The sequence below is a fragment of the Serratia sp. FDAARGOS_506 genome (assembly GCF_003812745.1).
Classification (GTDB): Bacteria; Pseudomonadota; Gammaproteobacteria; order Enterobacterales; family Enterobacteriaceae; genus Serratia.
This window is the reverse complement of sequence record NZ_CP033831.1, coordinates 3,355,702-3,378,223: the sequence shown is the minus strand read 5'-3', so window position 1 is coordinate 3,378,223 and position 22,522 is coordinate 3,355,702. Positions and strand designations below refer to the sequence as shown.

Annotated in this window: 20 protein-coding genes and 2 tRNA genes; 7 read left to right on the top strand and 15 right to left on the bottom strand. The window is 60.1% G+C overall.

What is annotated here, in order from left to right:
* Window positions 1–417: a CopC domain-containing protein YobA gene (gene yobA / locus EGY12_RS16415; protein ID WP_046686875.1), complete on the bottom strand. Its 417-nt coding sequence runs from the start codon at window positions 415–417 to the stop codon at window positions 1–3.
* Between the two features lie 292 nt (window positions 418–709).
* Window positions 710–1,228: a non-heme ferritin gene (ftnA, locus tag EGY12_RS16410; protein ID WP_123894633.1), complete on the bottom strand. Its 519-nt coding sequence runs from the start codon at window positions 1,226–1,228 to the stop codon at window positions 710–712.
* Between the two features lie 344 nt (window positions 1,229–1,572).
* On the opposite strand from ftnA, the gene EGY12_RS16405 reads away from it, so the two are divergent.
* Entirely contained in the window at window positions 1,573–1,803 is a 231-nt protein-coding gene (locus EGY12_RS16405; RefSeq protein ID WP_033638067.1) for a DNA polymerase III subunit theta, read from the top strand.
* Window positions 1,804–1,836: 33 nt separating this feature from the next.
* On the opposite strand, the gene pip is transcribed toward EGY12_RS16405, so the two are convergent.
* Both pip and dksA read right to left on the bottom strand, forming a co-directional pair.
* Window positions 1,837–2,790, bottom strand: coding sequence for a prolyl aminopeptidase (gene pip / locus EGY12_RS16400; RefSeq protein ID WP_123894632.1), 954 nt, complete (start codon window positions 2,788–2,790; stop codon window positions 1,837–1,839).
* A 194-nt stretch (window positions 2,791–2,984) separates the two neighbouring features.
* Window positions 2,985–3,410, bottom strand: coding sequence for an RNA polymerase-binding protein DksA (gene dksA / locus EGY12_RS16395; protein ID WP_123894631.1), 426 nt, complete (start codon window positions 3,408–3,410; stop codon window positions 2,985–2,987).
* Window positions 3,411–3,780: 370 nt separating this feature from the next.
* Here dksA and EGY12_RS16390 point away from each other — a divergent pair, with 370 nt between their 5' ends.
* Window positions 3,781–4,527: a carbon-nitrogen hydrolase family protein gene (locus EGY12_RS16390; protein WP_123894630.1), complete on the top strand. Its 747-nt coding sequence runs from the start codon at window positions 3,781–3,783 to the stop codon at window positions 4,525–4,527.
* A gap of 26 nt (window positions 4,528–4,553) precedes the next feature.
* Complete coding sequence (gene exoX, locus EGY12_RS16385; RefSeq protein WP_004928833.1) at window positions 4,554–5,222, top strand: exodeoxyribonuclease X; 669 nt, start codon at window positions 4,554–4,556, stop codon at window positions 5,220–5,222.
* Between the two features lie 35 nt (window positions 5,223–5,257).
* On the opposite strand, the gene EGY12_RS16380 is transcribed toward exoX, so the two are convergent.
* The 6 genes from EGY12_RS16380 to EGY12_RS16355 form a co-directional block, all read right to left on the bottom strand.
* A complete protein-coding gene (locus EGY12_RS16380) occupies window positions 5,258–7,291 on the bottom strand; it encodes a S9 family peptidase (protein ID WP_123894629.1) in 2,034 nt (677 codons plus the stop codon).
* Between the two features lie 68 nt (window positions 7,292–7,359).
* Window positions 7,360–8,001 carry a tellurite resistance TerB family protein gene (locus EGY12_RS16375; protein WP_123895614.1) on the bottom strand — a complete coding sequence of 214 codons (642 nt, stop codon included), beginning with the start codon at window positions 7,999–8,001 and terminating at the stop codon, window positions 7,360–7,362.
* Between the two features lie 158 nt (window positions 8,002–8,159).
* Window positions 8,160–8,738 (bottom strand): molecular chaperone, encoded by a 579-nt coding sequence (locus EGY12_RS16370; RefSeq protein ID WP_123894628.1) that lies wholly within the window; start codon window positions 8,736–8,738, stop codon window positions 8,160–8,162.
* Between the two features lie 42 nt (window positions 8,739–8,780).
* Entirely contained in the window at window positions 8,781–9,518 is a 738-nt protein-coding gene (locus EGY12_RS16365) for a phosphatase (RefSeq protein ID WP_123894627.1), read from the bottom strand.
* A 90-nt stretch (window positions 9,519–9,608) separates the two neighbouring features.
* Window positions 9,609–10,550 (bottom strand): glyoxylate/hydroxypyruvate reductase GhrA, encoded by a 942-nt coding sequence (gene ghrA, locus EGY12_RS16360; protein ID WP_123894626.1) that lies wholly within the window; start codon window positions 10,548–10,550, stop codon window positions 9,609–9,611.
* Window positions 10,551–10,676: 126 nt separating this feature from the next.
* Window positions 10,677–12,143 (bottom strand): peptide MFS transporter, encoded by a 1,467-nt coding sequence (locus EGY12_RS16355; RefSeq protein ID WP_123895613.1) that lies wholly within the window; start codon window positions 12,141–12,143, stop codon window positions 10,677–10,679.
* 447 nt (window positions 12,144–12,590) lie between these two features.
* On the opposite strand from EGY12_RS16355, the gene EGY12_RS16350 reads away from it, so the two are divergent.
* Both EGY12_RS16350 and EGY12_RS16345 read left to right on the top strand, forming a co-directional pair.
* Window positions 12,591–12,680: transfer RNA gene (locus tag EGY12_RS16350), tRNA-Ser, on the top strand.
* A gap of 628 nt (window positions 12,681–13,308) precedes the next feature.
* Window positions 13,309–13,398, top strand: a tRNA-Ser gene (locus EGY12_RS16345).
* A 218-nt stretch (window positions 13,399–13,616) separates the two neighbouring features.
* On the opposite strand, the gene EGY12_RS16340 is transcribed toward EGY12_RS16345, so the two are convergent.
* Entirely contained in the window at window positions 13,617–13,973 is a 357-nt protein-coding gene (locus EGY12_RS16340) for a helix-turn-helix domain-containing protein (protein ID WP_004928813.1), read from the bottom strand.
* Window positions 13,974–14,268: 295 nt separating this feature from the next.
* Between EGY12_RS16340 and sdeA the strand changes: the two genes are divergently transcribed.
* Window positions 14,269–15,456 (top strand): multidrug efflux RND transporter periplasmic adaptor subunit SdeA, encoded by a 1,188-nt coding sequence (gene sdeA / locus EGY12_RS16335; RefSeq protein WP_123894625.1) that lies wholly within the window; start codon window positions 14,269–14,271, stop codon window positions 15,454–15,456.
* 24 nt (window positions 15,457–15,480) lie between these two features.
* On the top strand, window positions 15,481–18,624 hold the full coding sequence (gene sdeB, locus EGY12_RS16330; RefSeq protein WP_123894624.1) for a multidrug efflux RND transporter permease subunit SdeB: 3,144 nt from the start codon (window positions 15,481–15,483) through the stop codon (window positions 18,622–18,624).
* Window positions 18,625–18,688: 64 nt separating this feature from the next.
* Here sdeB and EGY12_RS16325 read toward each other — a convergent pair whose 3' ends face one another.
* The 4 genes from EGY12_RS16325 to ycfP all read right to left on the bottom strand — a co-directional run bounded on the left by EGY12_RS16325 (window position 18,689) and on the right by ycfP (window position 22,503).
* Window positions 18,689–19,168: an Rrf2 family transcriptional regulator gene (locus tag EGY12_RS16325; protein WP_123894623.1), complete on the bottom strand. Its 480-nt coding sequence runs from the start codon at window positions 19,166–19,168 to the stop codon at window positions 18,689–18,691.
* 263 nt (window positions 19,169–19,431) lie between these two features.
* On the bottom strand, window positions 19,432–19,968 hold the full coding sequence (locus tag EGY12_RS16320; protein WP_172962931.1) for a glycine zipper 2TM domain-containing protein: 537 nt from the start codon (window positions 19,966–19,968) through the stop codon (window positions 19,432–19,434).
* Between the two features lie 355 nt (window positions 19,969–20,323).
* On the bottom strand, window positions 20,324–21,628 hold the full coding sequence (locus tag EGY12_RS16315; protein WP_004928794.1) for an NAD(P)/FAD-dependent oxidoreductase: 1,305 nt from the start codon (window positions 21,626–21,628) through the stop codon (window positions 20,324–20,326).
* A gap of 332 nt (window positions 21,629–21,960) precedes the next feature.
* The gene (ycfP, locus tag EGY12_RS16310; RefSeq protein ID WP_033638056.1) at window positions 21,961–22,503 is read right to left on the bottom strand and encodes an alpha/beta hydrolase YcfP; all 543 of its coding nucleotides are present in this window, start codon (window positions 22,501–22,503) and stop codon (window positions 21,961–21,963) included.
* Window positions 22,504–22,522: the final 19 nt, after the last annotated feature.

The window sequence follows — 22,522 nt, the reverse complement described above, 5'->3', positions numbered from 1 at the left end:
TCAGTTTACGGTGAAGCTGTACTGGCCTTTGGTTTTATGCCCGTCGACCGAAACCACATGCCAGCTGACGTTGTATTTGCCCGCGCTCAGCTCGCCTTCGATCGGCACGTTGACCTGGGTGTTATTGTTCGGATCGAGCTGCAGCTTGCCGGTTTTCACCACGGCGTTGTCGGGGCCGGTGATTTTCACGCCGCTGAAGTTCGGCTCGATGCCTTCGGAGAAGCTGAGAGTCAGCGCTTTCGGCGCCGGGCTGACGCTGGCGTCGGCCTTCGGCGTTTCCACTTTCAGATGGGCGTGCGCCAGCGCTTGCTGCGAAGACAGGCCGACGAACAGGACGAAAACGGTGGAAAGCAGGCGACAGGAGGAACGAATTTTACCGATCACAGTGGTATCCCTTAACAGTATAAAGAGGGTCATAAGGGTTAAGGCCACAGCCAAGGCGATGTATCAGCGGCCCCAACCCACCGCAAATGATTGCGCCACGGGTAAACAGAAAAACGGGTTGTATCGGCTAACCCGCTGTTTTGACTCTACCATCCCTGTAGCGTATCGCGGTAAATCATAACGACCACGCTGCGGCAAGTCGAGCGCATCACTGGCATTTTGCGATCCGGCAGCACGTATCGCCGCATAACCGCGATAAACGCAGGGTAAAAAAAACCGCGCGTCAGGCTCGGCCGCGCGCGGTTTTTCGATGCTCTGGTGCGGATTAAGCCTGGCCGTTGCCGCCCTGGCCCATCGCGCCCATTCTCTTCAGATCTTTGTCGATGAAGAACAAACCTTTGCCGCTGGTGCCCACCAGCGCCAGCTTATCCAGCACAGATTTGAACAGTTTCTCTTCTTCGTGCTGCTCCGCCACGTACCACTGCAGGAAGTTGAAGGTGGAGTAATCGTGTGCGGTCATGGCGGCGTGCGCCAGTTCGTTGATCTGGCGGGTGATCAGCTGTTCGTGTTCGTAGGTCTGCTGGAACACGTCCGCCAGCGATTCGAACGTCACCGGCGGCGCGGCGATGGTGCCCAGCAGCGGCAGAGAGCCGGTGTCGCTCAGGTAGTCGAACAGGCGTTGCATATGCTGCATCTCTTCCTGAGAGTGCTCTTTAAGAAATGCGGCGGCGCCTTCAAAGCCTTTATCGCTGCACCATGCGCTCATCTGCAGGTACAGGTTGGCGGAGTAGAACTCCAGATTCAGTTGCTCATTCAGCTTTTGAGTCATTTCTTGCGTCAGCATAATGATTCCTTTTATTTTGCAGGTCATGAATTTAATTTCCGCGCATTATGCCCTGCTGTTGCAAGAATAAAAACACCTTATTTACACCCAAATCACATTAATTATAAAACCCATATATATCAATAAATTAAAATATCATCACCGCATTGTAAATTAACATGATAATTATTTTCATCTTTTATTTTAATCAAAAAGCGAATCATTCTTATTTAAAAGAATAAATAGATTGCATTACTCCCGGATAAATATCGCCCGCGGCAGCGGCGCAACGGGCTTGCCAAGCGCCGCCGGGTGGATTACCTTCTGCGCAGGTTCAAAGCGGCAAAGTAAGTAAGGAGCATAGCGTGGGTTACAATCTGGCCGAGCTGTCCAAAGAAGAGATGGACCGGGTGAACGTGGATCTCGCCGCCTCAGGCGTGGCGTACAAAGAGCGCTACAACATGCCGGTGATCCCGGAAGTGGTAGAGCGTGAGCAGCCGGAAGCGCTGCGCGATTATTTTCGCGAGCGCGTGGCGCACTACCGCGCGGAATCCCACAGGTTTTCGCGCCTGCCGTACGAGCCGAAGGTCAAATAACAAAAAACCCGCCGTTACGGCGGGTTTTTTACGTCACTTGCCGGCGAACCGGTCGGTGGCGATCATCAGCTGGTGCAAGATGCCCGGTTCGTCATAGGAATGCCCCGCCCCTTCCACGATATGCAATTCCGCTTCCGGCCAGGCCTTGGCCAGATCCCAGGCGTTCTGCACCTGGCAGGCCATGTCATAGCGGCCATGGACGATCACCGCCGGAATATGGCGGATCAGCGGCACGTTGCGCAGCAGCTGGTCATCGCTCTCCAGGAAGCCCAGATGGGTGAAATAGTGGTTTTCAATGCGGGCGAACGCCAGTGCGAAATCATCCTCGCCGAACGAAGCGGATTCGCGGCTCGGCAACAGCGTGACCGTCTCCCCTTCCCATACGCTCCACAACTTGGCCGCTTCGAGCTGCACCTGCGGATCGGCTGAAGTCAGCCGCTGCCGGTAGGCGGCGATCACGTCTTTACGCTCTTCCTCCGACAGAATGGACAGCACGCGCTCCCATTTATCCGGGAAGAAGCGTGAAGCGCCGTCCTGGTAATACCAATGCAGCTCCTGTTTACGCAGGGTGAAGATGCCGCGCAGCACCATTTCACTAACGCGTTCCGGGTGAGTCTGCGCATAGGCGAGCGCCAGCGTTGATCCCCAGGAACCGCCGAACACCAGCCATTGATCGACGCCGGCCATTTCGCGCAGCCGCTCGATATCGGCCACCAAATGCCAGGTGGTGTTGTTGTCCAGGCTGGCGTGCGGACGGGAGCGGCCACAGCCGCGCTGATCGAACAGCAGCACCTTGTAGCGCTCGGGATCGAACAGCTGACGATGATGTGGGGAGATGCCGCCGCCCGGCCCGCCGTGAATGAATACCGCCGGTTTACCGTTCGGGTTGCCGCTCAGCTCCCAGTAGATCCGGTGGCCATCCCCAGTGTCCAGCCAACCGCTGTCGTATGCCGCTAACGGCGGGTACAAACCTCGTAATTGTTCCATGGCGCTTTCCGTCTCTCTGTGAGTCATGCTTTCATCAAAGCGGAAGCCGCCCGGCAGGTCAACGGTAAAACCCGAAAACTCGAACGCGCGCCGAGAACTCGGCGCGCGTTTGCTCAAAATCACAACGACCTGTCTGCAAAATACCCACAGGCCCAATCAGTTGAGGGGCTCATTCGCCCCCCGGCGGGACTCAATTAGCCACCTTTGCGCATATGCGGCTCGCGCATCTCCTGTGCGGTTTTCGCCTCGATGCTCAGTTCCGCCGTCGGGCGCAGCAGCAGGCGCGCCAGCCCGATAGGTTCGCCGGTTTCCCGGCAGTAGCCGTATTCGCCGTTTTGCAACCGCGCCAGCGCCGCATCGATTTTCGGCAGCAGGCGGCTTTCGCGATCCAACTGGCGGAACAGCAGACGCAGATCCTCTTCGCGCGCCGCCTTATCGGCCTCGTCGCCCGTCGCTTCGCCGCCGTCGATCTCTTGTTTCAGCTCATCGATGTGCAGCAGCAGCTTTTGCCGCTCGTCCTGCAACAGTTGGCGGAAAAACGCCCGTTGAACAGAGTTCATATAATCAGAATCCGGCATGGCCAGCAATTGCTGCGCATCCGGTAACGTCATGACTGTCATTGCGCTCTCCCAACACTTAAAAGTGTAATATTATAACATAATATTTATTATTAGCACCCGGTCATCCAAAAACAAAATTTCACGCACAAACAGCCAGTTAAACAAAACCCGCACTTTGCCACTTGCATCCTCTTGGCTTTAGGCGGTTAATGGCCGAGCAAGCCACCCAATCATAGGTAACGAGAGGCCATCATGAGTAAGGGAATGGATAGCAAAAAGAATGCGAAGAAAAAGCCGTTGAAAACCCCAGCCGAGAAACGTGCGGAGAAACGCGCGAAAAAAGCGCATCCGTCTGGTGAGTAAGCGTCCTTCTATTCGTCATTAAACCCGCCTAGGCGGGTTTTTTATTGCCTCACAGGAGAGATGGCCGATGTTCTGCCCCACCCTTGCCGCCGCCCAATACCCCACTGCTGCGGCCGATATCGCCTGTAACCTTGAACGTCACCTTGAATTTGTTGCGCAGGCAGCAGACCAGCAGGTGCAGTTGCTGGTTTTTCCCGAGCTGTCGCTGAGCGGCTACGAGCTGGCCTGCGCCCCCGAGCTGGCGCTGACTCAGGACGATCCTCGCCTGCTGCCGCTCAGCGCAGCGGCGCATGCGCGGCAGATGACGATCATCGTCGGCGCGCCTTTGCGCAGTGGCCCAGCATTGCATATCGTCGCATTGATCTTTCACCCCAACGGCGCATTGACTACCTATACCAAACAGCATCTGCACGGCGCGGAACAACAATACTTCTCGCCCGGTAATGGCGGCTCGTTGCTGGAATTCCATCACCACAACGTCGCGCTGGCTATCTGTGCCGATACTTCGCAGCCCGACCACGCAAGCGCCGCCGCACGGGCGGGTGCGCACATTTATGCCGCCGGCGTACTGGTATCTGAAGCCGGTTATGCGAAAGACAGCGCCGCACTGGCAGACTATGCCCGGCGTTACGGTATGCTCACGCTGATGGCCAACCATGCGGCACCGACCGGTGGCTGGATCCCGGCTGGCCGCAGCGCCATCTGGAATCATACGGGAGAGCTCCTGGTTGCCGCGCCGGATGACGCTCCAGGGCTGATCATCGCCGACAAGACTTCCGACGGTTGGCACGGCCGCCTGTGCCGGTTAAGCTGAGGGCTGACGGCAACGCGGAGGAAAACATGACGTTACGCGTAATAGATACCGAGACCTGCGGGCTGGACGGCGGCGTGGTGGAAGTGGCCTCCCTCGATCTGCTCGACGGTCAGTTAACCAACCCGATGAGCGATCTGGTCAGCCCGGATCGCCCCATCAGCCTCGACGCGATGGCGATTCATCACATCACCGAACAGATGGTGGAAGGCAAACCGCGCATCGCGGTGGCGATCGGCCGCTATCAGGGCAGCCCCTACTACGTGGCGCACAACGCCGCTTTCGATCGCGGCGTGCTGCCGGAGATGAACGGCGCCTGGATCTGTACCCTCAAGCTGGCGCGCACGCTGTATCCGGACATCAAGTACGGCAACCAATATCTGCGCTACGCGCTGAACCTGGACGTGCAGCTACCGGCAGACGCCACGCTGTACCCGCACCGCGCGCTGTATGACTGCTACGTCACCGCTGCGTTGCTGCAACGCATCATCAAGGATTCGGGCTGGACGCCGGAGCAAATGGTGCAGATCACCGAACAGCCGGTGCTGCTGAAGAAGTTCAAGTTCGGCAAGTATCGCGGGCAGGAGATCGATCGCATCGCCCAGGAAGATCCCGGCTATCTGCGCTGGATGCTGAAATCCATCGACGATCTGAGCCCGGACATGAAACACACGCTGAAATACTATCTGATTGGCTAACACAACGGGCGGCACAGGCCGCCCGCCGTTCGCCGTTACTCTGCCAGCGCCAGAATGAAAGCGTACTCCAGCGCAATATCCTCATAGGCCTTGAAGCGCCCGGACTTGCCGCCGTGGCCGGCATCCATGTCCGTATACAGCAGCAGCTGACGATCGTCGGTTTTCAGCTCGCGCAGTTTGGCCACCCATTTGGCCGGCTCCCAATATTGCACCTGCGAATCGTGCAGGCCGGTGGTCACCAGCAGATGCGGGTATGCCTGCGCCTTCACCTGATCGTACGGGCTGTACTGCTTGATGTAGTCGTAATAGGCCTGTTCGTTCGGGTTGCCCCACTCGTCGTATTCGCCGGTGGTCAGCGGGATGGACTCATCCAGCATGGTGGTCACCACGTCGACGAACGGCACCTGTGCCACCACGCCGTGGAACAACTGCGGCGCCTGGTTGATCACCGCGCCCATCAGCAAACCGCCGGCGCTGCCGCCCATGGCGAACACCCGCTTGCCGTCGCCGTATCCCTGGGCGATCAACGTTTCGGTCACATCGATAAAGTCGTTGAAGGTGTTCTGCTTGTTGAACAGTTTGCCGTCTTCATACCACAGCTGCCCCAGCTCGCCGCCGCCGCGAATGTGCGCCAGCGCGAACACGAAACCGCGATCCAGCAGGCTCAGGCGGCTGGCGCTGAACGCCGGATCCATGCTGCTGCCGTAAGAACCGTAGCCGTACACCATCAGCGGGTTGGCGCCGCGCTGGAAGCAGTCCTGGCGATACACCAGCGAAACCGGCACCTCGACGCCATCGCGCGCCTTCACCCACACCCGCTCGCTGCGGTAGTTTTCCGGCGTGAAGTTCTTCACTTCCTGCTGTTTGAGCATCGTCCGCTCGCCGCTGTCCATGTTCAGCTCATACAGCGTGGTCGGGGTGGTCATCGACGAATAGCCGTAGCGCAGCAGCGCGGTTTCCGGATCCGGGTTGTACGCCAGCCAGGTGGTGTAAGTCGGATCGTCGAAGGCGATGCGCTTCTCTTCGCCAGTCTGCCAGTGGATCTGGCGCAGCAGCGTCAGGCCGGCATTGCGTTCTTCCACCACCAGCCAGTCGCGGAACAGGCTGAAGCCCTCCAGCATCACGTCGGCGCGCGGGGCGATCAGCGTCTGCCACTGCGCTTCGTCCGCCTGTTCGCTTTGGTACAGGCCGAAGTTCTTGCCGTCCTTGTTGGAGCGGATGTAGAAATGCTGGTGATAGTGATCGATGGCGTACTCATGATCCTTGCGGCGCGGCACGAACAGCTGCGGCTTGGCGTCCGCACGATCGGCGTCCAGCAGCAAGATCTCCGAGGTGGTGGTGCTGCTCAGGTGGATCAGGATAAAGCGCTCGGAGGTGGTCTTCTCCAGCCCGACGTAGAAGGTATCGTCCAGCTCTTCGTAAATCAGCTCGTCCTGCTGCGGATCGCTGCCCACCACGTGGCGATAGACCTGATACGGCAACAGCGTCTTGGCGTGCTTGCGCACGTAGTACACCGTCGAGGAGTCGTTGGCCCACTCGAAGCTGCCGGAGGTGTTCTCCAGCACTTCGTCCGCCCAGCTGCCGTCGGCCAGGTTCTTGAAGCGAATGTCATACTGGCGGCGCGACAGGAAATCCTCCGCCACCCCCAGCCGCTGGTTGTCGGGGCTGACGTCCAGCCCGCCCAATGTGTAAAACTCGTGGTTCTCGGCGCGCTGGTTGCCGTCGATAAGCACCTCCCAGTGCTCGCTCTCGGCCTGCGGCTGGCGCACGGAAATCGCGTATTCGTTGCCCGGCTCATAGCGCGTCTGATAGCGATAGCCGTGGCGCACGTAAGGCACCGAATGTTCCTGCTGCGGAATGCGTGCCACCATCTCTTCGTACAGGGTTTCGCGCAGCGCCTGCTGCGGCTTCAGCATCGCATCGGTGTAGGCGTTCTCCGCCTGCAGGTAGTCCAGCACCTGGCGGTCTGCGCGCTCGTCGTCGCGCAGCCAGTAGTAGTCATCCACGCGCGTGTCGCCGTGAATGGTGATGGGATAAGGGCGTTTTTCCGCTTTCGGTGGGGTCATCATTGCTAAATCATCCGCTTACATAGATTGCGGCAAGAGTGACACGATTCCCCCCAACTTGCCAAGCGGCGCTACGCCAGCTCGCGCTTTTTCTCGTTGACGTCGCTCTCGATGCCCTCCCTGACGTCCGCCGGGATCTTCAGCGCCTGCGCCAGCGCATCGAGGTAGCCGCGCTCCATAAAATGATCGACGTCGATCACCAGACAGCTCAGGTAGTAAACCTCCAGCGCCTCGTCTTCGTTTTGCACGCTGCGGGCGATCAGTTCCGGGCTGAGCGGCTGATCGAGCGCTTCCTGCACCCAGCCCTGCGCCTCCTCGCCCAGCTGCAGCTGCGCCAGGCTGTGATCGATGGCGCGTTGCTCGTCGGCATCGATATGACCGTCGCTCTTGGCGGCGAACACCAGCGCCTGCACCAGGCGTTTGGCGCGCAGATCCACCGGCGTGGTTTGCAAACCGAACTGCGGTTCGTCCTGATGGGTCTCCTTCACCCGCTGCTTGTACGTGTTCCACAGCAGCGCGCCCACCGCCGCGCTGCCGCCGACGATCAGCGCATTCTTACCGAACTTGCCCACCAGCTTGCGCGAAGACTTGTTGGCCAACAGAACGCCGACCAGGCCGCCCAGCGCCGTGGGCGCCAGCAGCTTGCCGATGCCTTCCGCGCCGGCCTTCTGCCCGATCAACGTTTGAATCTGCTGCATCCAGTGACTTTTCATCATCTCCCCCTTGCGTGAAAAAGCGCGGCGCGCAGGCGCGACCGAACCGACGGTAAGCCGCCAGATTAGGGGATCTTTTGTCAATTTACGTCTGGGGGATGCAAACCTGTGTTTAGCGGATCGGCGGGCCGGGCGGCCCGCCTGGGTAAGCTGCGGCGTTACGCGTCTTCGTCGCCCGCTTCGTCATCCTGCTCATACTCCGCCAGCTCGTCGCGCATCGCCTGGATGGCGTCGCGGGTCATCAGCGCCAGCGTGCGGTAGAAACCGGTGGTGGCATGCGCTTCCACTTTACCGAGGAAGCGGCCGCACCACGGCAACAGGAACTCGTCGAACAGGGCAATCTGCGCCTGCGCTTCATCTTCCTGCGACTGATCTTCCAGCCAGGACGCCGCCAGCAGCAGTTGGCCGAAATGGTCGGCCGGCGCCTCCGCCAACGGCATGCCGCGCTGCTGCAGGAAGGTGCGCACTTCCGCTTCGCTGGCGCCTTCGACGTAGTCGGAGCGGAACGGCGACACGCTGCACTCGCTGCCGACGAACATCGCATTGAAATCGGTCGCCAGCTGGTTGACGTCACAGCCCTGCTGCAGGCGCTTCAGCAAATCATCTTGCTCCAGCGGCCAGTGCTGCTGCAGCTTGCCTTCTTTGATCAGCGTGAACAGCGGCACCAACAGCGGATCCTGCGGCTGGCGGTAGAACAGCGTACCCAGCACGCGGCAGACAATGGAAAACTCATTCATGATAATGCCTTATACAATACGGAAAATTTTGCCGGGACGATGTCACAAATCGGCCAATTCCGCAATCGCCGGCTTACCGCGCCGCTCGAGAAAATCCAGCAACCGGCGCGGGCTAACGTTGAGAATGCGCTCCTGTGGGAAGCCCACCTCTTCGATGATGCGCTCGCAGTGCTCAAAGTTACCCAGCGAAAAGGCGACGTGCGAATCCGAGCCCAGCGCCAGCCAGCCGCCGGCATCGCGCACCGCAGCGGCGATCGCCCGGCAGTTGGCCTCGCTGCCCTTGCGGGAGTGGGTGAACGACGAGTTATTCAGCTCCAGCGCCACCTCATATTTGGCCGCCGCCGCCGCGACGGCGGGAATGTCGATCGGGTAACGCGGGTTGCCGGGGTGGCTGATGATATGCACGTCCCCCTGCGCCATTGCGGCGATCATCGCTTCAGTATTGGACGCTTTATCCTGCGGCGCAAACACCGGCTCATGGAAACCGGCGATGATCACGTCGGTGGCGGTCAACATCGGGCCGGTGCAGTCGATGTCGCCCTGCAGGTTTTTGATGTTGGCTTCGATGCCGCGCAAGATGCCCACACCGTCCACCAGGCGGGGCCAGACGTGCATGTTCATAAAGTGCCAGTAATGCGGCGCATCGGCCATGTCCGGGCCGTGATCGGTGATGGCAAACAGCTTGATGCCCTTCTGCTGAGCTTCGGCGATGTAATCGTGCAGCGTGCTGTAGGCGTGGGTGCTGGCAACGGTGTGCATGTGCAAATCAACGGGGTACATTGTTTCTCCTTCCAGAGGGCCTGCCCGCAACGGTACGGGCAGGCGCGATGACGATAGCAGCTTATCAGTTACCGAACGACGGCTGAAGGATCAGTAACCCCGTTGTCTGTCGACCACGCCGGCCGGGGCATGTCCCGCCTCCAGCGCGCGAATGTTGGCGGCGATCTGATCCATCGCCTGCTGCGGCAACGTGATGGCAGCAATATGCGGGGTAATGGTGACATGCGGATGACGCCAGAACGGGTGATCCTGCGGCAGCGGCTCGTGGGCGAACACGTCCAGCGTGGCGGCAGCCAGCTGCCCCTGCTCCAGCGCCGCCAACAGATCGGCTTCAATCAGGTGCGCGCCGCGCGCGATGTTGATGAGATAGGCGCCCGGCTGCAGCTGAGCGAACAGCTCGCGGTTGAGAATGCCGACAGTTTCCGGCGTATTGGGCAGCAGGTTGATCACCAATTTGACGCCGTCGAGGAAGGCCGCGCGCTGCGCCTCTCCGGCGAAGCTCTGCACGCCGTCGATCTGTTTGGCGCTGCGGCTCCAGCAGCGCACGCTAAAGCCAAACTCGGTCAGCTTGCGCGCCACGCTCTGCCCCAGCACGCCGGCGCCGAGGATACCGATGGTGAAATCATCCAGCGAGTGCGGATCGAGCGGCTGCCATTCCTGCCGCTGCTGCAGCGCCTGATACTCGTCGAAACGGCGGAAATAGCGAAGCACATAGCTCAACGCATATTCCTGCATCTGCTGCGCCATGCCGGTATCCTCCAGCCGCAGCAGCGGCACGCCGGCGGGCAGCGTGCCAGGGTGTTTGCGCTCCTGATCGAGAATGGCGTCAACGCCGGCGCCAAGGGCGAACACCGCTTTCAGATCGCGGCGGTTAGCCAGCATCTCGTGCGGTGGGCGCCACACCAGCGCATAATCGGCCGGCCGATCGTCGCCGCGCTGCCACTCGCGGATCTCGGCCTGCGGCAGGCGTTGCTTGATGCCGGCCAGCCATTCCTGGGCGTTAAACAAGGGGTGGTAATAAATGATGTTCATACTGCGGGCTCCCGTTTGTTTTTATTGGTTTTCCTCCAGCCTTCCGCGATTCGCCGCCGGATGCAAGCGTTAAAGCCCAAAATAAAAACAGCCCCGACCAGTGGGGCTGTTGTGCACGCTCGCCAATCAGGCGGCAGACGGGCCGTCGCGCCGGATAAGGCGCCGCAGCAGCGGAATTAAAATCAGCATCGCCACGCCGACGCCCGTCGCCCCCCAGCCCAACGCGCTGAAGATTTCGCTGTAGCCGGGGTTAGTTTGCAGCGGCGTGCTGCCGCTGTTTTCCGGCATCAGGCCGGAGACGTAGCCCGCCAGCACCGAGGCGACGCCGGTCACCATCATCCAGCAGCCCATCATCACGCCCTGATAGCGCGGCGGCGCCAGCTTGCCAATCATCGCGTAACCGATCGGCGAGATCATCAATTCACCGACGCTTTGCAGCACATAGCTGATAACGATCCATTTGAATGCCACCAGCCCGTCGCCGCCCGCCATGCTGATGCCCAGCGGCAGCACCAGCATGCCCAAGCCGATGCAGAACAGCGATCCGGAGAACTGCAGCGGAATGTCGATGTTGCAACCGCGGGCGCGCAGGCGGTTGAACCACCAGGCCAGCAGCGGGCCACCCACTACGATTACCAGCGTGTTGATGTTCTGGATCCACTGCGGCGCCACCTGAATGCCGTAAACGTTCAGGTTGATGTTGTGCTCGGAGAACAGCATCAACCCCATCGGTGCCAGCTGGTACAGCGCCCAAAACACCAGCGAGCCCAGCGCCAGGATCAGATAGGCCGCCATTCTGCGGCGCTCTTCACGCGGGTGGTGGCGCAGCGTCACCACACACAGCGTCAGGAAGATCAGCGCGCCGAGCACGATCACGAAGTGGCCGCTGAACTCGGCGTGGGTCAGCATCACCCGGATGATCGGCACCAGCGCCACCAGCACCGCCAGCCCGACCAGCATGCGCCAACGGTATTGGCTGCGGCTGGCGTCGTGCAGCGGGGTATTGAGATCCGCCAGAATGCGCCAGCGGCAGACGGCGACGATGATCGCCGCCGCGTTGCCCAGCGTGGCGAACAGGAACAGTGCGCGGTAGTTTTCCGTCAGTTGGAAATAACCGGCGACGGTAAAGCCGACGAAGAACCCGAGGTTCATACCGGCGTAGTTCCACAGGAACGCCGACTCGCGCCGATCGTCATCCGGCTTGAAACGCTGGGTGAGCATCATATTGATGCAGGTGACGTTAAGGCCGCTGCCGGTCAAGAACATCGCCAGCCCCCAGTACAACCCCCACACGCCCGCCACGGCAATCAACGCGCAGCCGATCACCTGCAGCACCATGCCGAGCACGAACAGGTTGCGGTTGCTGAGGAAACGGCCTCCGAGGTAACCGCCGAACATGTGCAGGCCATAGTTGAAGGCCCCGAACACGCCCATCATGGCGTTGGCGCTGCTTTCGTTGAAGCCCAGCCGCTTGGTGGCGTAGAGCACCAGCGTGGAATAGAGTACGGCGAAGCCCAGCGTGGCGAAGATCTGGATGAAGAACAGCGCCCCCGCACCGGGGGGAATGGCATGGCGCGCTTGCGGCGCCGGCATGGCATCTGAAGGAGTCAAAACGAACCTCTACTGCATTATTATGTAATGAGTCTGTCCCTGTCTGCGATATCGCCGGCCTGTCACCCGGCAATCTGCGCGGCGACGTGATGTTCCTTGCCAAAAACGCCGTGCCGACATGATTCCATTTAGCGACACATCTGACTAATAATCCAGTATTAATGCATATAATAGCAAACAACCCCATCTCAATGGCGATATATTGAGCTATCCGTACAGAAAAAGGTCAAACAATCGTCTTTTATGGATACCAACCGCTGCCTGCCCTGTCCGCCGGCGGCCGCGAGTGGGAATATCGTTCGGTAAATCAGCAAATTGCTGCAAGTTTGGCTAAACGGTCATGAGAATGAAATAAGAGGGTTGACGCTGAGATCAGATTCTCCTACATTAGCGCCCGTCGACAGCGCAACGCGTTTTCGACAACAAAACGGTGAGGTGTCTGAGTGGCTGAAGGAGCACGCCTGGAAAGTGTGTATACGCGAAAGTGTATCGAGGGTTCGAACCCCTCTCTCACCGCCAAATTTAAAAAGAAAGCCTGGATTCGCGTCCAGGCTTTTTTTTGCATGGTGCACCGCCGAGAGGGGCGAGAAGCCTCGACAGGGTTCGACAAAACGCCAGCGTTTTGGACCGCCAACGGCGGCCCGCAGGGTGAGCGCAGCGAATCAAGCCCTCTCTCACCGCCAAATTTAAAAAGAAAGCCTGGATTCGCGTCCAGGCTTTTTTTTGCATGGTGCACCGCCGAGAGGGGCGAGAAGCCTCGACAGGGTTCGACAAAACGCCAGCGTTTTGGACCGCCAACGGCGGCCCGCAGGGTGAGCGCAGCGAATCAAGCCCTCTCTCACCGCCAAATTTAAAGAGAAAGCCTGGATTCGCGTCCAGGCTTTTTTTTTGCATGGTGCACCGCCGAGAGGGGCGAGCATCTTTGCCCCTCTGCGACCGTGATTCCCATTTCCGCCGGTTATCCACGAACCCTACCCCTGATTTTCTCGCCCTTTCATGACTTCTGCCCTATTGTTCGCCGCAGTTTTCAGCAAAGTGCACACGGCTTGAGCGGACGAACAAAAACACAGAAATTATTCTTGACCGGATCGGCCCCACTCCCTATAGTAGCGCCCCGTTGCAGCGATGATTTCGCAACAAAAAATATGGTGAGGTGTCCGAGTGGCTGAAGGAGCACGCCTGGAAAGTGTGTATACGCGAAAGTGTATCGAGGGTTCGAATCCCTCCCTCACCGCCATATTCTAACGAGAAAGCCTGAGCGAAAGTTCAGGCTTTTTTGTATGCATAGCGCACCGACCGGGAGGGTGAGAACCCTCGACAGGGTTCGACAAAACGCCCGCGTTTTGGACCGCCAACGGCGGCCCGTAGGGTGAGCGCAGCGAATCAATCCCTCTTTACTCACACAAAAAAAGCCCGAACAATATTCAGGCTTTTTTATCCCCACTCCCCAACCGCTCAGTGGTGCGTGCGCCCCATGGACGCCGGCTGCGCCAACGCGCGGCGCCAGTCGCCCGGCGTTTGGCCAAATTGACGTTTGAAGCTGCGGTTGAACGACTGCTGTGAGTCGAAGCCGAGCGAAATCGCCACGCTGACGATAGGCTCGCCGCTGTTGGCCAGGCGCTCCGCCGACACTTTCAGTTTTTGCATGCGGATATACTCCCCCAGCGCGTAGCCGGTCTGGCGTTTGAACATGCGCTGCAGATGCCATTTGGAATAGCCCGCGCGGTCCGCCACGGTGTTGATATCCAGTTTTTCTTCCAGATTGTTGTCGATCCACGCCTTCAAATCGGTAATAAAGCCCGTAGTGTTCATGCTGATGCTCCCATCATTCGGCAGGGTCACCCTCTGCCCGATGCACATACGTTGCAACAGTTTCGCTTTAAATGCAATTTTTATTATTGCATTTACCAGAAAGCCGCCACTATACTCCACCCAATTAATGTAACCGATATTGATACATTAATGTGACACCAATGTGTTTCAAAACCTAACGCTGCGCCGCTGCACGGTGCAGCCGCCCCCTCACCGTATGCCGGCGCGGGGGCGAATCCCGGAGAACAGGGCCGGGTATGGGGCCTGACCGCGCTTACTTATCGGAATAAAAATAATGGCAAATCAACCAAACTCATCGTTCAACGCCGGCGGCCGCACGCGCGCCGTCGCTCTGGGCCAGCGGCTCTCCGGGGTGGCGCTGCTGGCCACCCTGCTCGCCGGGTGCGACAACAGCGTCGCGCATAACGCCCCGCCACCGCCGCCGGTGGTCAGCGCCGCCAGCGTAGTGGTCAAGCCCATCAGCCAATGGGATGCGTTCAACGGCCGGGTCGAAGCAGTGCAAAGCGTGCAGCTGCGCCCGCGGGTCTCCGGCTACATCGAACGAGTCAACTACACCGAAGGCGACGAGGTGAAGAAAGGCCAGGTACTGTTCACCATCGACGATCGTACCTACCGCGCCGCGCGCGAGCAGGCGCAGGCCGAGCTGGTGCGAGCACGCAACCAGGCCGCCCTGGCACGCAGCGAATCCTCGCGCACCGAGAAACTGATCGGCACTCAGGCCATCTCACAGGAAGTCTGGGAGCAACGCCGGTCATCCGCCGCTCAGGCACAAAGCAACGTGCTGGCGGCGCAGGCCCAGCTCGATATGGCGCAGCTGAATCTCGACTTTACCCGCGTTACGGCGCCGATTGACGGGCGCGCCAGCCGCGCGATGATCACCGCCGGCAACCTGGTCACCGCCGGCGACAGCGCCAGCGTATTGACGACGCTGGTATCGCTCGACAAGGTCTACGTCTATTTCGACGTGGATGAAGCCACCTTCCTGCGCTATCAACAGCAGGGCCGGCAGGACGCGCGCCTGCCGGTGAAGGTCGGCCTGGTGGGCGAAGACGGCACTCCGCATCAAGGGCTGGTGGACTTCACCGATAACCAGCTTAACGCCGGTACCGGCACCATTCGCATGCGCGCCCTGCTCGACAACCGCGATCGCCGCTTCACGCCGGGGCTGTTCGCCCGGGTGCAGATGCCCGGCAGCGCCGAGTTCAACGCCATGTTGATCGACGACAAAGCGGTGATGACCGACCAGAACCGCAAATTCGTTTACATCGTCGACAAAGACGGCAAGGCGCAGCGCCGCGACATCGACGTGGGCCGCATGGCCGAAGGATTGCGCATCGTGCAGAAAGGGTTGGCAAACGGCGATCGGGTGATCGTCGACGGCATGCAGAAAGTGTTTATGCCGGGCATGCCGGTCGACGCGAAAGCCGTCGCCATGAACCCCATCGCTTCCGCACTCAACTAAGCTCCCAGCAGAGACTTCTGACCCATGGACTTTTCCCGTTTTTTCATCGACCGGCCGATCTTTGCCGCAGTGCTGTCGATCCTGATTTTTGTCGCCGGAGCGATCGCCATCCCGCTGCTGCCGATCAGCGAGTACCCGGACGTGGTGCCGCCCAGCGTGCAGGTGCGCGCAGAATATCCGGGCGCCAACCCGAAAGAGATCGCTGAAACGGTGGCCACGCCGCTGGAAGAAGCGATCAACGGCGTCGAAAACATGATGTACATGAAATCGGTCGCCGGTTCCGACGGCGTGCTGGTGACCACCGTCACCTTCCGCCCCGGCACCGATCCCGATCAGGCGCAGGTACAGGTGCAAAACCGCGTGGCGCAGGCCGAAGCGCGCCTGCCGGAAGACGTGCGCCGCCAGGGCATCACCACCCAGAAGCAGTCCCCGGCGCTGACGTTGGTGGTACATCTGGTATCGCCTTCCGGCAAGTACGATTCGCTGTACCTGCGTAACTACGCCACCCTGAAGGTCAAGGATGAGCTGGCTCGCCTGCCGGGCGTCGGCCAGGTGCAGATCTTCGGCGCCGGTGAGTATGCGATGCGCATCTGGCTCGATCCGAACAAGGTCGCCGCGCGTGGCCTGACCGCCTCCGACGTAGTAAGCGCCATGCAGGAGCAGAACGTGCAGGTCTCCGCCGGCCAGCTCGGCGCGGAGCCGATGCCGACGCGCAGCGACTATCTGCTGTCGATCAACGCCCAGGGCCGCCTGCAAACCGAAGAAGAGTTCGGCAACATCATCCTCAAGAGCGGCGACAACGGCGAGATCGTGCGGCTGCGCGACGTGGCGCGCATCGAAATGGGCTCCGGCAGCTACGCGCTGCGCGCCCAGCTCAATAACAAGGATGCGGTCGGCATCGGTATCTTCCAGTCGCCGGGCGCCAACGCCATCGAGCTGTCGGACGCAGTGCGCGGCAAGATGGCCGAGCTGGCGACCCGCTTTCCGGACGGCATGAGCTGGAAATCGCCTTACGATCCGACGGTGTTCGTGCGCGATTCGATCAGCGCGGTGGTCGATACCCTGCTGGAAGCGGTGATCCTGGTGGTGCTGGTGGTCATTCTGTTCCTGCAGACCTGGCGCGCCTCGATCATTCCGCTGCTGGCGGTACCGATCTCCGTGGTGGGCACCTTCGCGGCGCTGTATCTGCTGGGCTTCTCGCTCAATACCCTCAGCCTGTTCGGGCTGGTGCTGGCGATCGGCATCGTGGTGGATGACGCCATCGTGGTGGTGGAAAACGTAGAGCGTAATATCGAAGAGGGGCTATCGCCGCTGGCGGCGGCGCACCAGGCGATGCGCGAAGTCTCCGGCCCGATCATCGCCATCGCCGTGGTGCTGTGTGCGGTGTTCGTGCCGATGGCGTTCCTTTCGGGCGTTACCGGCCAGTTCTACAAGCAGTTCGCCGTCACCATCGCCATTTCGACGGTGATCTCCGCCATCAACTCGCTGACCCTCTCACCGGCGCTGGCGGCGCGCTTGCTCAAACCGCACGGTGCGCCGAAAGATTTGCCTTCGCGCCTGATCGACCGGCTGTTCGGCTGGCTGTTCCGGCCGTTCAACCGCTTCTTCGCCAGCGGTTCGCAACGCTACCAGCGCGGTGTCTCCCGCGTGCTGGGGCGGCGCGGCGCGGTGTTCGTCGTCTATCTGCTGCTGCTGGCCGCCGCCGGCGTGATGTTCAAGACCGTGCCTGGCGGCTTTATCCCGACGCAGGACAAGCTGTACCTGATCGGCGGCGTGAAAATGCCGGAAGGCGCCTCGCTGGAACGCACCGATGCGGTGATCCGCAAGATGAGCGCCATCGGTCTGAGCGTGGACGGCGTCACCGATGCGGTGGCCTTCCCCGGCTTGAACGCGCTGCAGTTCACCAATACGCCGAATACCGGCACGGTATTCTTCGCGCTGGAGTCGTTGAGCACCCGTACCCGCACTGCGGCGCAGATCAACGCCGAGATCAACGCGCGCATTTCACAGATTCAGGAAGGCTTCGCCTTCTCAATCATGCCGCCGCCGATCCTCGGCATCGGCCAGGGCTCCGGCTATTCGCTGTATGTGCAGGATCGCGGCGGGCTGGGTTACGGCGCGCTGCAAACGGCGATCAATACGATGTCCGGCGCCATTATGCAAACGCCGGGGATGGGGTTCCCGATCTCCTCGTATCAGGCCAACGTGCCGCAGCTGGACGCCAAAATCGATCGCGACAAGGCCAAGGCGCAAGGCGTGCCGCTCAATGCGCTGTTCAGCACGCTGCAGACCTATCTCGGTTCGTCTTACATCAACGACTTCAACCGCTACGGCCGCACCTGGAAGGTGATGGCGCAGGCCGACGGCCAGTTCCGCGACAGCGTGGAAGACATCGCCAACCTGCGCACCCGCAACGACAAAGGTGAAATGGTGCCGATCGGCAGCATGGTCAGCATCGGCACCACCTACGGCCCGGATCCGGTGATCCGCTATAACGGTTTCCCGGCGGCGGACCTGATCGGCGACGCCGATCCGCGCGTGCTCTCCTCTACCCAGGCGATGGGCGCGCTGACGCAGATGGCCGGCAAGCTGCTGCCGAACGGCATGAACATCCAGTGGACCGATTTGAGTTACCAGCAATCGACCCAGGGCAACGCCGCGCTGGTGGTGTTCCCGGTGGCGGTGCTGCTGGCGTTCCTCGCGCTGGCGGCGCTGTACGAAAGCTGGACGCTGCCGCTGGCGGTGATCCTGATCGTACCGATGACCATGCTGTCGGCGCTGTTCGGCGTGTGGCTGACCGGCGGCGACAACAACGTGTTCGTGCAGGTCGGGTTGGTCGTCCTGATGGGGCTGGCCTGTAAGAACGCCATTCTGATCGTCGAGTTCGCCCGCGAGCTGGAAATGCAGGGCAAAGGCATCGTCGAAGCGGCGCTGGAAGCTTGCCGCCTGCGACTGCGGCCGATCGTGATGACCTCCATCGCCTTCATCGCCGGCACCATCCCGCTGATCCTCGGCCACGGCGCCGGCGCCGAGGTGCGCGGCGTCACCGGTATCACGGTGTTCTCCGGCATGTTGGGGGTGACCCTGTTCGGGCTGTTCCTGACGCCGGTGTTCTACGTCACCCTGCGGCGTCTGGTGGCGCGTAGATCACAGCCACAGACGGCGTAATCATCGTCTTTACATGCAAAAAGGTCGGGCAATGCCCGACCTTTTTTATGCGTTCCATCCGGCATTATTTACCGGCGGCTTCTGCCTCTTGCGCGGCGGCGTATTCCGCGCAGGCGCGCTTGTCGCCCCGCTCCAGCTCGGCCAACGAATCGGCCACGGTATGGCGCGCCAGCACCGCGAGCGAAGCCTGCTCGGCTTCGTTCACCACCGATTTGAAATACCAGCAGGCGTTGGCGCTCACCAGGCACCGGGCCGGCACTTCAGGGCGGGAAGCCCAGATGCGCTTGTCGTCGATCACCGCCAGATAGATGTCCCGCAGGGTGATCTCTTCCGCCGGGCGGCCGAGGTGGATAGAGCCGTTTCGGCCCAGGGTGGAAACGATGATGCCGTCTTTGGTCAGCGGAACCATCAATTTGCGGATAAAGCTGGGATTGTCTTCCAGAGTGGCGGCGAGCGTAGCGCTCGTCGAACGCATGCCCTGCTTCTCAGCTACGGCGACGCTAAGGACCATTTGCAACGCTGTCGGAAAGCGAAAATCTAACATGTCGTTATCTCTGCGAGACGAAATACTCGGGTTTGACCGGTGCGGCGATTGGCGCCGATAACACCGCTTAATCGCACAATAATATAACAAACGCGGGGGCTTTTTTGAAGTTTTGCCCAGTGATATCGCACGCAGGCATTAGAACGATCGCAAATTTTGGGCAGGCAGAAAACAGAAACCCGCGTCAATGTTAACGCCGCTCGCTTAACCGGGTTAAACGATCAGAACTAACACTGCCCGCGGGCTTAATTCGAATGTGGCGATCAGGCTCTGTTCAGCACCAGTTGGCCGTTTTTATCCAACGGGATTTGCGTGCCCGGATCGTGATCCATGCGGATCTTGCCCTGCTGGTTGCCGATCTTGTAGGTCACGTCATAGCCCAGCATTTTCTGGGATTTGTCGTAGACCGTTCTGCAACGCTGCTGAACGCTGGTGGTGACGTCGTTGTTCTGCATCGCCCCTTGCACCTGGTTACCGGCATAGCCGCCGCCCAGCGCGCCGACCACGGTCGCCACGTCGCGCCCGCGACCGCCGCCGAACTGGTGGCCGATCACGCCGCCCGCCACTGCGCCCAGCACAGAACCGGCGATGCGGTTTTCATCCTGCACCGGTGCACGGTGCGTAACGGTGACGTTGCGGCATTCCTGACGCGGCGTTTTGATGGTTTCTTTAATCGGCGTTGCGGCGAGCACCTGCGCGTACTGCGGACCGGCAGAAAAGACGTCCAGGCTGGCTACCGCGGCAATCCCCAGAGCGGCAGCGATACCAATCCCAACACCGGCTAACATTGACTTGTTCACAGGAAACCTCCTGAAAGTGTTACCACGCATTTTGTCCGGGGTCTGTGACCGGCTGCACCGCGCTTATTATTTTGCGCATGGGCGGCTTGCGGTATCCCGGTTTACGGCGTGCGCGACGCGCCGTCTGTAAACGAGGTAAAGTCTGCACAATGATCTGAGGCCTCGCAATAAGACAAGGGGACCAAAAATGCGGGAAAACGGCCGTTTTCCCGCTGTTTAGGAGGAATCTTAAGAATTTTACCCATGGCGGCGACAGCTTATGCTGAAGAATCAAACAACCGCCGCCGATCGCCTCACACTGCCATAAAAAAACCCGCGCGGGCGAACCGGCGCGGGTTGGTCGACAAAGGCAGGATCAGTGCATTTTCAGACGCGGGCGAATCACCCGGTTGATGCCGCCCACCAGCATCATCAGGCCGGTTTTGATGTAGCCGTGCAGCGCCACCTGGTGCATGCGGTACAGCGAGATGTAAACGAAGCGCGCGATGCGCCCTTCCACCATCATCGAGCCGCGCATCAGGTTGCCCATCAGGCTGCCGACGGTGCTGAAGCGCGACAGAGACACCAGCGAGCCGTGGTCTTTATACACGTAAGGCTTCAGCGTCTGGCCGTTCATCAGCGCCAGAATATTGGTAGCGCAGCGCGAGGCCATCTGGTGCGCCGACTGGGCGCGCGGTGGGACGAAACCGCCGCCCTCTTTCGGGCAAGAGGCGCAGTCGCCGATGGCGAAGATGTTCGGATCGCGCGTAGTCTGCAGCGTCGGCTCCACCACCAGTTGGTTGATGCGGTTGGTTTCCAGGCCGCCAATATCTTTCATGAAGTCCGGCGCCTTGATGCCGGCCGCCCACACCATCAGATCGGCGTCGATGAACTCGCCGCCCTTGGTGTTCAGGCCTTTGGCATCGGCGCTGGTCACCATGGTGTTGGTCAGCACGCGCACGCCCAGTTTGATCAGCTCCTGGTGCGCCGCAGCGGAAATGCGCGGCGGCAGCGCCGGCAGAATGCGCTCGCCGGCTTCCACCAGCGTCACGTTCAATGCACTGTTATCCAGGCCTTCGAAACCGTAGCTGTGCAGCTGCTTCACCGCGTTGTGCAGTTCGGCGGACAGCTCAACGCCGGTGGCGCCGCCGCCGACGATAGCGATGTTGACCCGCTCTTTTTGCCCCGGCTGCGCCGAGAACTTCAGGAACAGGTTGAGCATTTCGTTGTGGAAACGACGCGCCTGATGCGGGTTATCCAGGAAGATGCAGTGCTCTTTCACGCCCGGGGTACCGAAATCGTTCGAGGTGCTGCCCAGCGCCATCACCAGGATGTCGTACGGCAATTCGCGCGCCGGCACCAGCTCGCCGCCCTGTTCGTCGCAGATCTGAGCCAGCTGCAGCGTTTGGGTTTCGCGATTGATATTGGTCAACGACCCCAGTTGGAAGCTGAAATGGTGATTGCGCGCGTGCGCCAGGTAGCTGAGCGCATCCACGCCGTCATCGAGGGAACCGGTCGCCACTTCGTGCAGCAACGGTTTCCACAAATGGCTGTGGTTGCGATCTACCAGCGTGATCTCCGCTTTGTTCTTGCGGCCAAGCTTATGGCCCAGGCTGGTCGCCAGCTCCAAGCCACCGGCGCCGCCGCCAACAATAACGATTTTCTTCTTTGGCGTTGTCAAAATAACCCCCTAAATGTGAACCATTTGTTATCCCAGGGTAAATAAATAATATCCTTAGAATACATAGGGTTCGCTTAAAATAAATCGGCTCTCTGAGGCCAGAATAACATGCAAGGTTATTTGGTCATACCAAAATTGACGTACATCAAATTTTTTCGGTTAAAGGCTGGACGAGGGGATTTTTTGGGGATTGTGATTCAAATAGTTAGCGCTGAGTCACAGTTTTAAATTTTGCCGATTGCCGCGAAAAACTTCACCCTGGCGTACAAAAAAGCCGCACTTCCCGTCGGTAGCAAACGGTGGGCGCGGCTCGCGGCAGCGTTATGAAACTGTTAACCCAGCGCTTTGAACGCCTTGATCCGCTGCAGATGGGGTGAGATGTTTTTGAACTTGTGCGTCTGCTGTTCATCCCACACGATCTCGTAGTAGTGATGCAGCAATTCGGCGCTGCGCCGGTTATCCAGCACCTCGTCGTGCCGCGACAGCACCACCAGACAGCGGTCGCGGTTCTTCTCGCGGAAATCCTCCACGCACTTGGTGGCGATATCGCGATACTCTTCCGGCCGGTCTATCTTGCCGTGCATGTGCTCTTCCGGGTACAGATTGGGGTTGAACATCGCCTGGCGAATGCCGCACAGGAAGCCGATGCGCTCCGCCCAGAAGCCGCCGAGGCCGACCCCGCAGATCAACGGATGCGCATCGCCGCCCTGCTGCACCGCCTTGTCCACCTCTTTCAACAGATGCTGCATGTCGTGACGCGGATGCAGCGTGCTGTAGCTGATAAAGCGCACGTCCGGATCGATAAACTGCAGCTGTAACACCTTTTCATGATTGCCGGGACTGGTGGAATCGAAGCCGTGCAAATAGATAATCATGTGGATCCTCGCAACAAGC

Excerpts from the sequence above, each read along its gene's own strand:
- sdeA (WP_123894625.1), top strand. The coding sequence starts at position 14,269 with ATGGCAAATCAACCAAACTCATCGTTCAACGCCGGCGGCCGCACGCGC.
- EGY12_RS16370 (WP_123894628.1), bottom strand. The coding sequence starts at position 8,738 with ATGAATGAGTTTTCCATTGTCTGCCGCGTGCTGGGTACGCTGTTCTAC.
- pip (WP_123894632.1), bottom strand. The coding sequence starts at position 2,790 with ATGGAACAATTACGAGGTTTGTACCCGCCGTTAGCGGCATACGACAGC.
- exoX (WP_004928833.1), top strand. The coding sequence starts at position 4,554 with ATGACGTTACGCGTAATAGATACCGAGACCTGCGGGCTGGACGGCGGC.
- EGY12_RS16340 (WP_004928813.1), bottom strand. The coding sequence starts at position 13,973 with ATGAACACTACGGGCTTTATTACCGATTTGAAGGCGTGGATCGACAAC.
- yobA (WP_046686875.1), bottom strand. The coding sequence starts at position 417 with ATGACCCTCTTTATACTGTTAAGGGATACCACTGTGATCGGTAAAATT.
- dksA (WP_123894631.1), bottom strand. The coding sequence starts at position 3,410 with ATGACAGTCATGACGTTACCGGATGCGCAGCAATTGCTGGCCATGCCG.
- ghrA (WP_123894626.1), bottom strand. The coding sequence starts at position 10,550 with ATGAACATCATTTATTACCACCCCTTGTTTAACGCCCAGGAATGGCTG.
- EGY12_RS16375 (WP_123895614.1), bottom strand. The coding sequence starts at position 8,001 with ATGAAAAGTCACTGGATGCAGCAGATTCAAACGTTGATCGGGCAGAAG.
- sdeB (WP_123894624.1), top strand. The coding sequence starts at position 15,481 with ATGGACTTTTCCCGTTTTTTCATCGACCGGCCGATCTTTGCCGCAGTG.
- EGY12_RS16355 (WP_123895613.1), bottom strand. The coding sequence starts at position 12,143 with ATGCCGGCGCCGCAAGCGCGCCATGCCATTCCCCCCGGTGCGGGGGCG.
- EGY12_RS16380 (WP_123894629.1), bottom strand. The coding sequence starts at position 7,291 with ATGATGACCCCACCGAAAGCGGAAAAACGCCCTTATCCCATCACCATT.
- EGY12_RS16325 (WP_123894623.1), bottom strand. The coding sequence starts at position 19,168 with ATGTTAGATTTTCGCTTTCCGACAGCGTTGCAAATGGTCCTTAGCGTC.
- EGY12_RS16390 (WP_123894630.1), top strand. The coding sequence starts at position 3,781 with ATGTTCTGCCCCACCCTTGCCGCCGCCCAATACCCCACTGCTGCGGCC.
- ftnA (WP_123894633.1), bottom strand. The coding sequence starts at position 1,228 with ATGCTGACGCAAGAAATGACTCAAAAGCTGAATGAGCAACTGAATCTG.
- EGY12_RS16365 (WP_123894627.1), bottom strand. The coding sequence starts at position 9,518 with ATGTACCCCGTTGATTTGCACATGCACACCGTTGCCAGCACCCACGCC.
- ycfP (WP_033638056.1), bottom strand. The coding sequence starts at position 22,503 with ATGATTATCTATTTGCACGGCTTCGATTCCACCAGTCCCGGCAATCAT.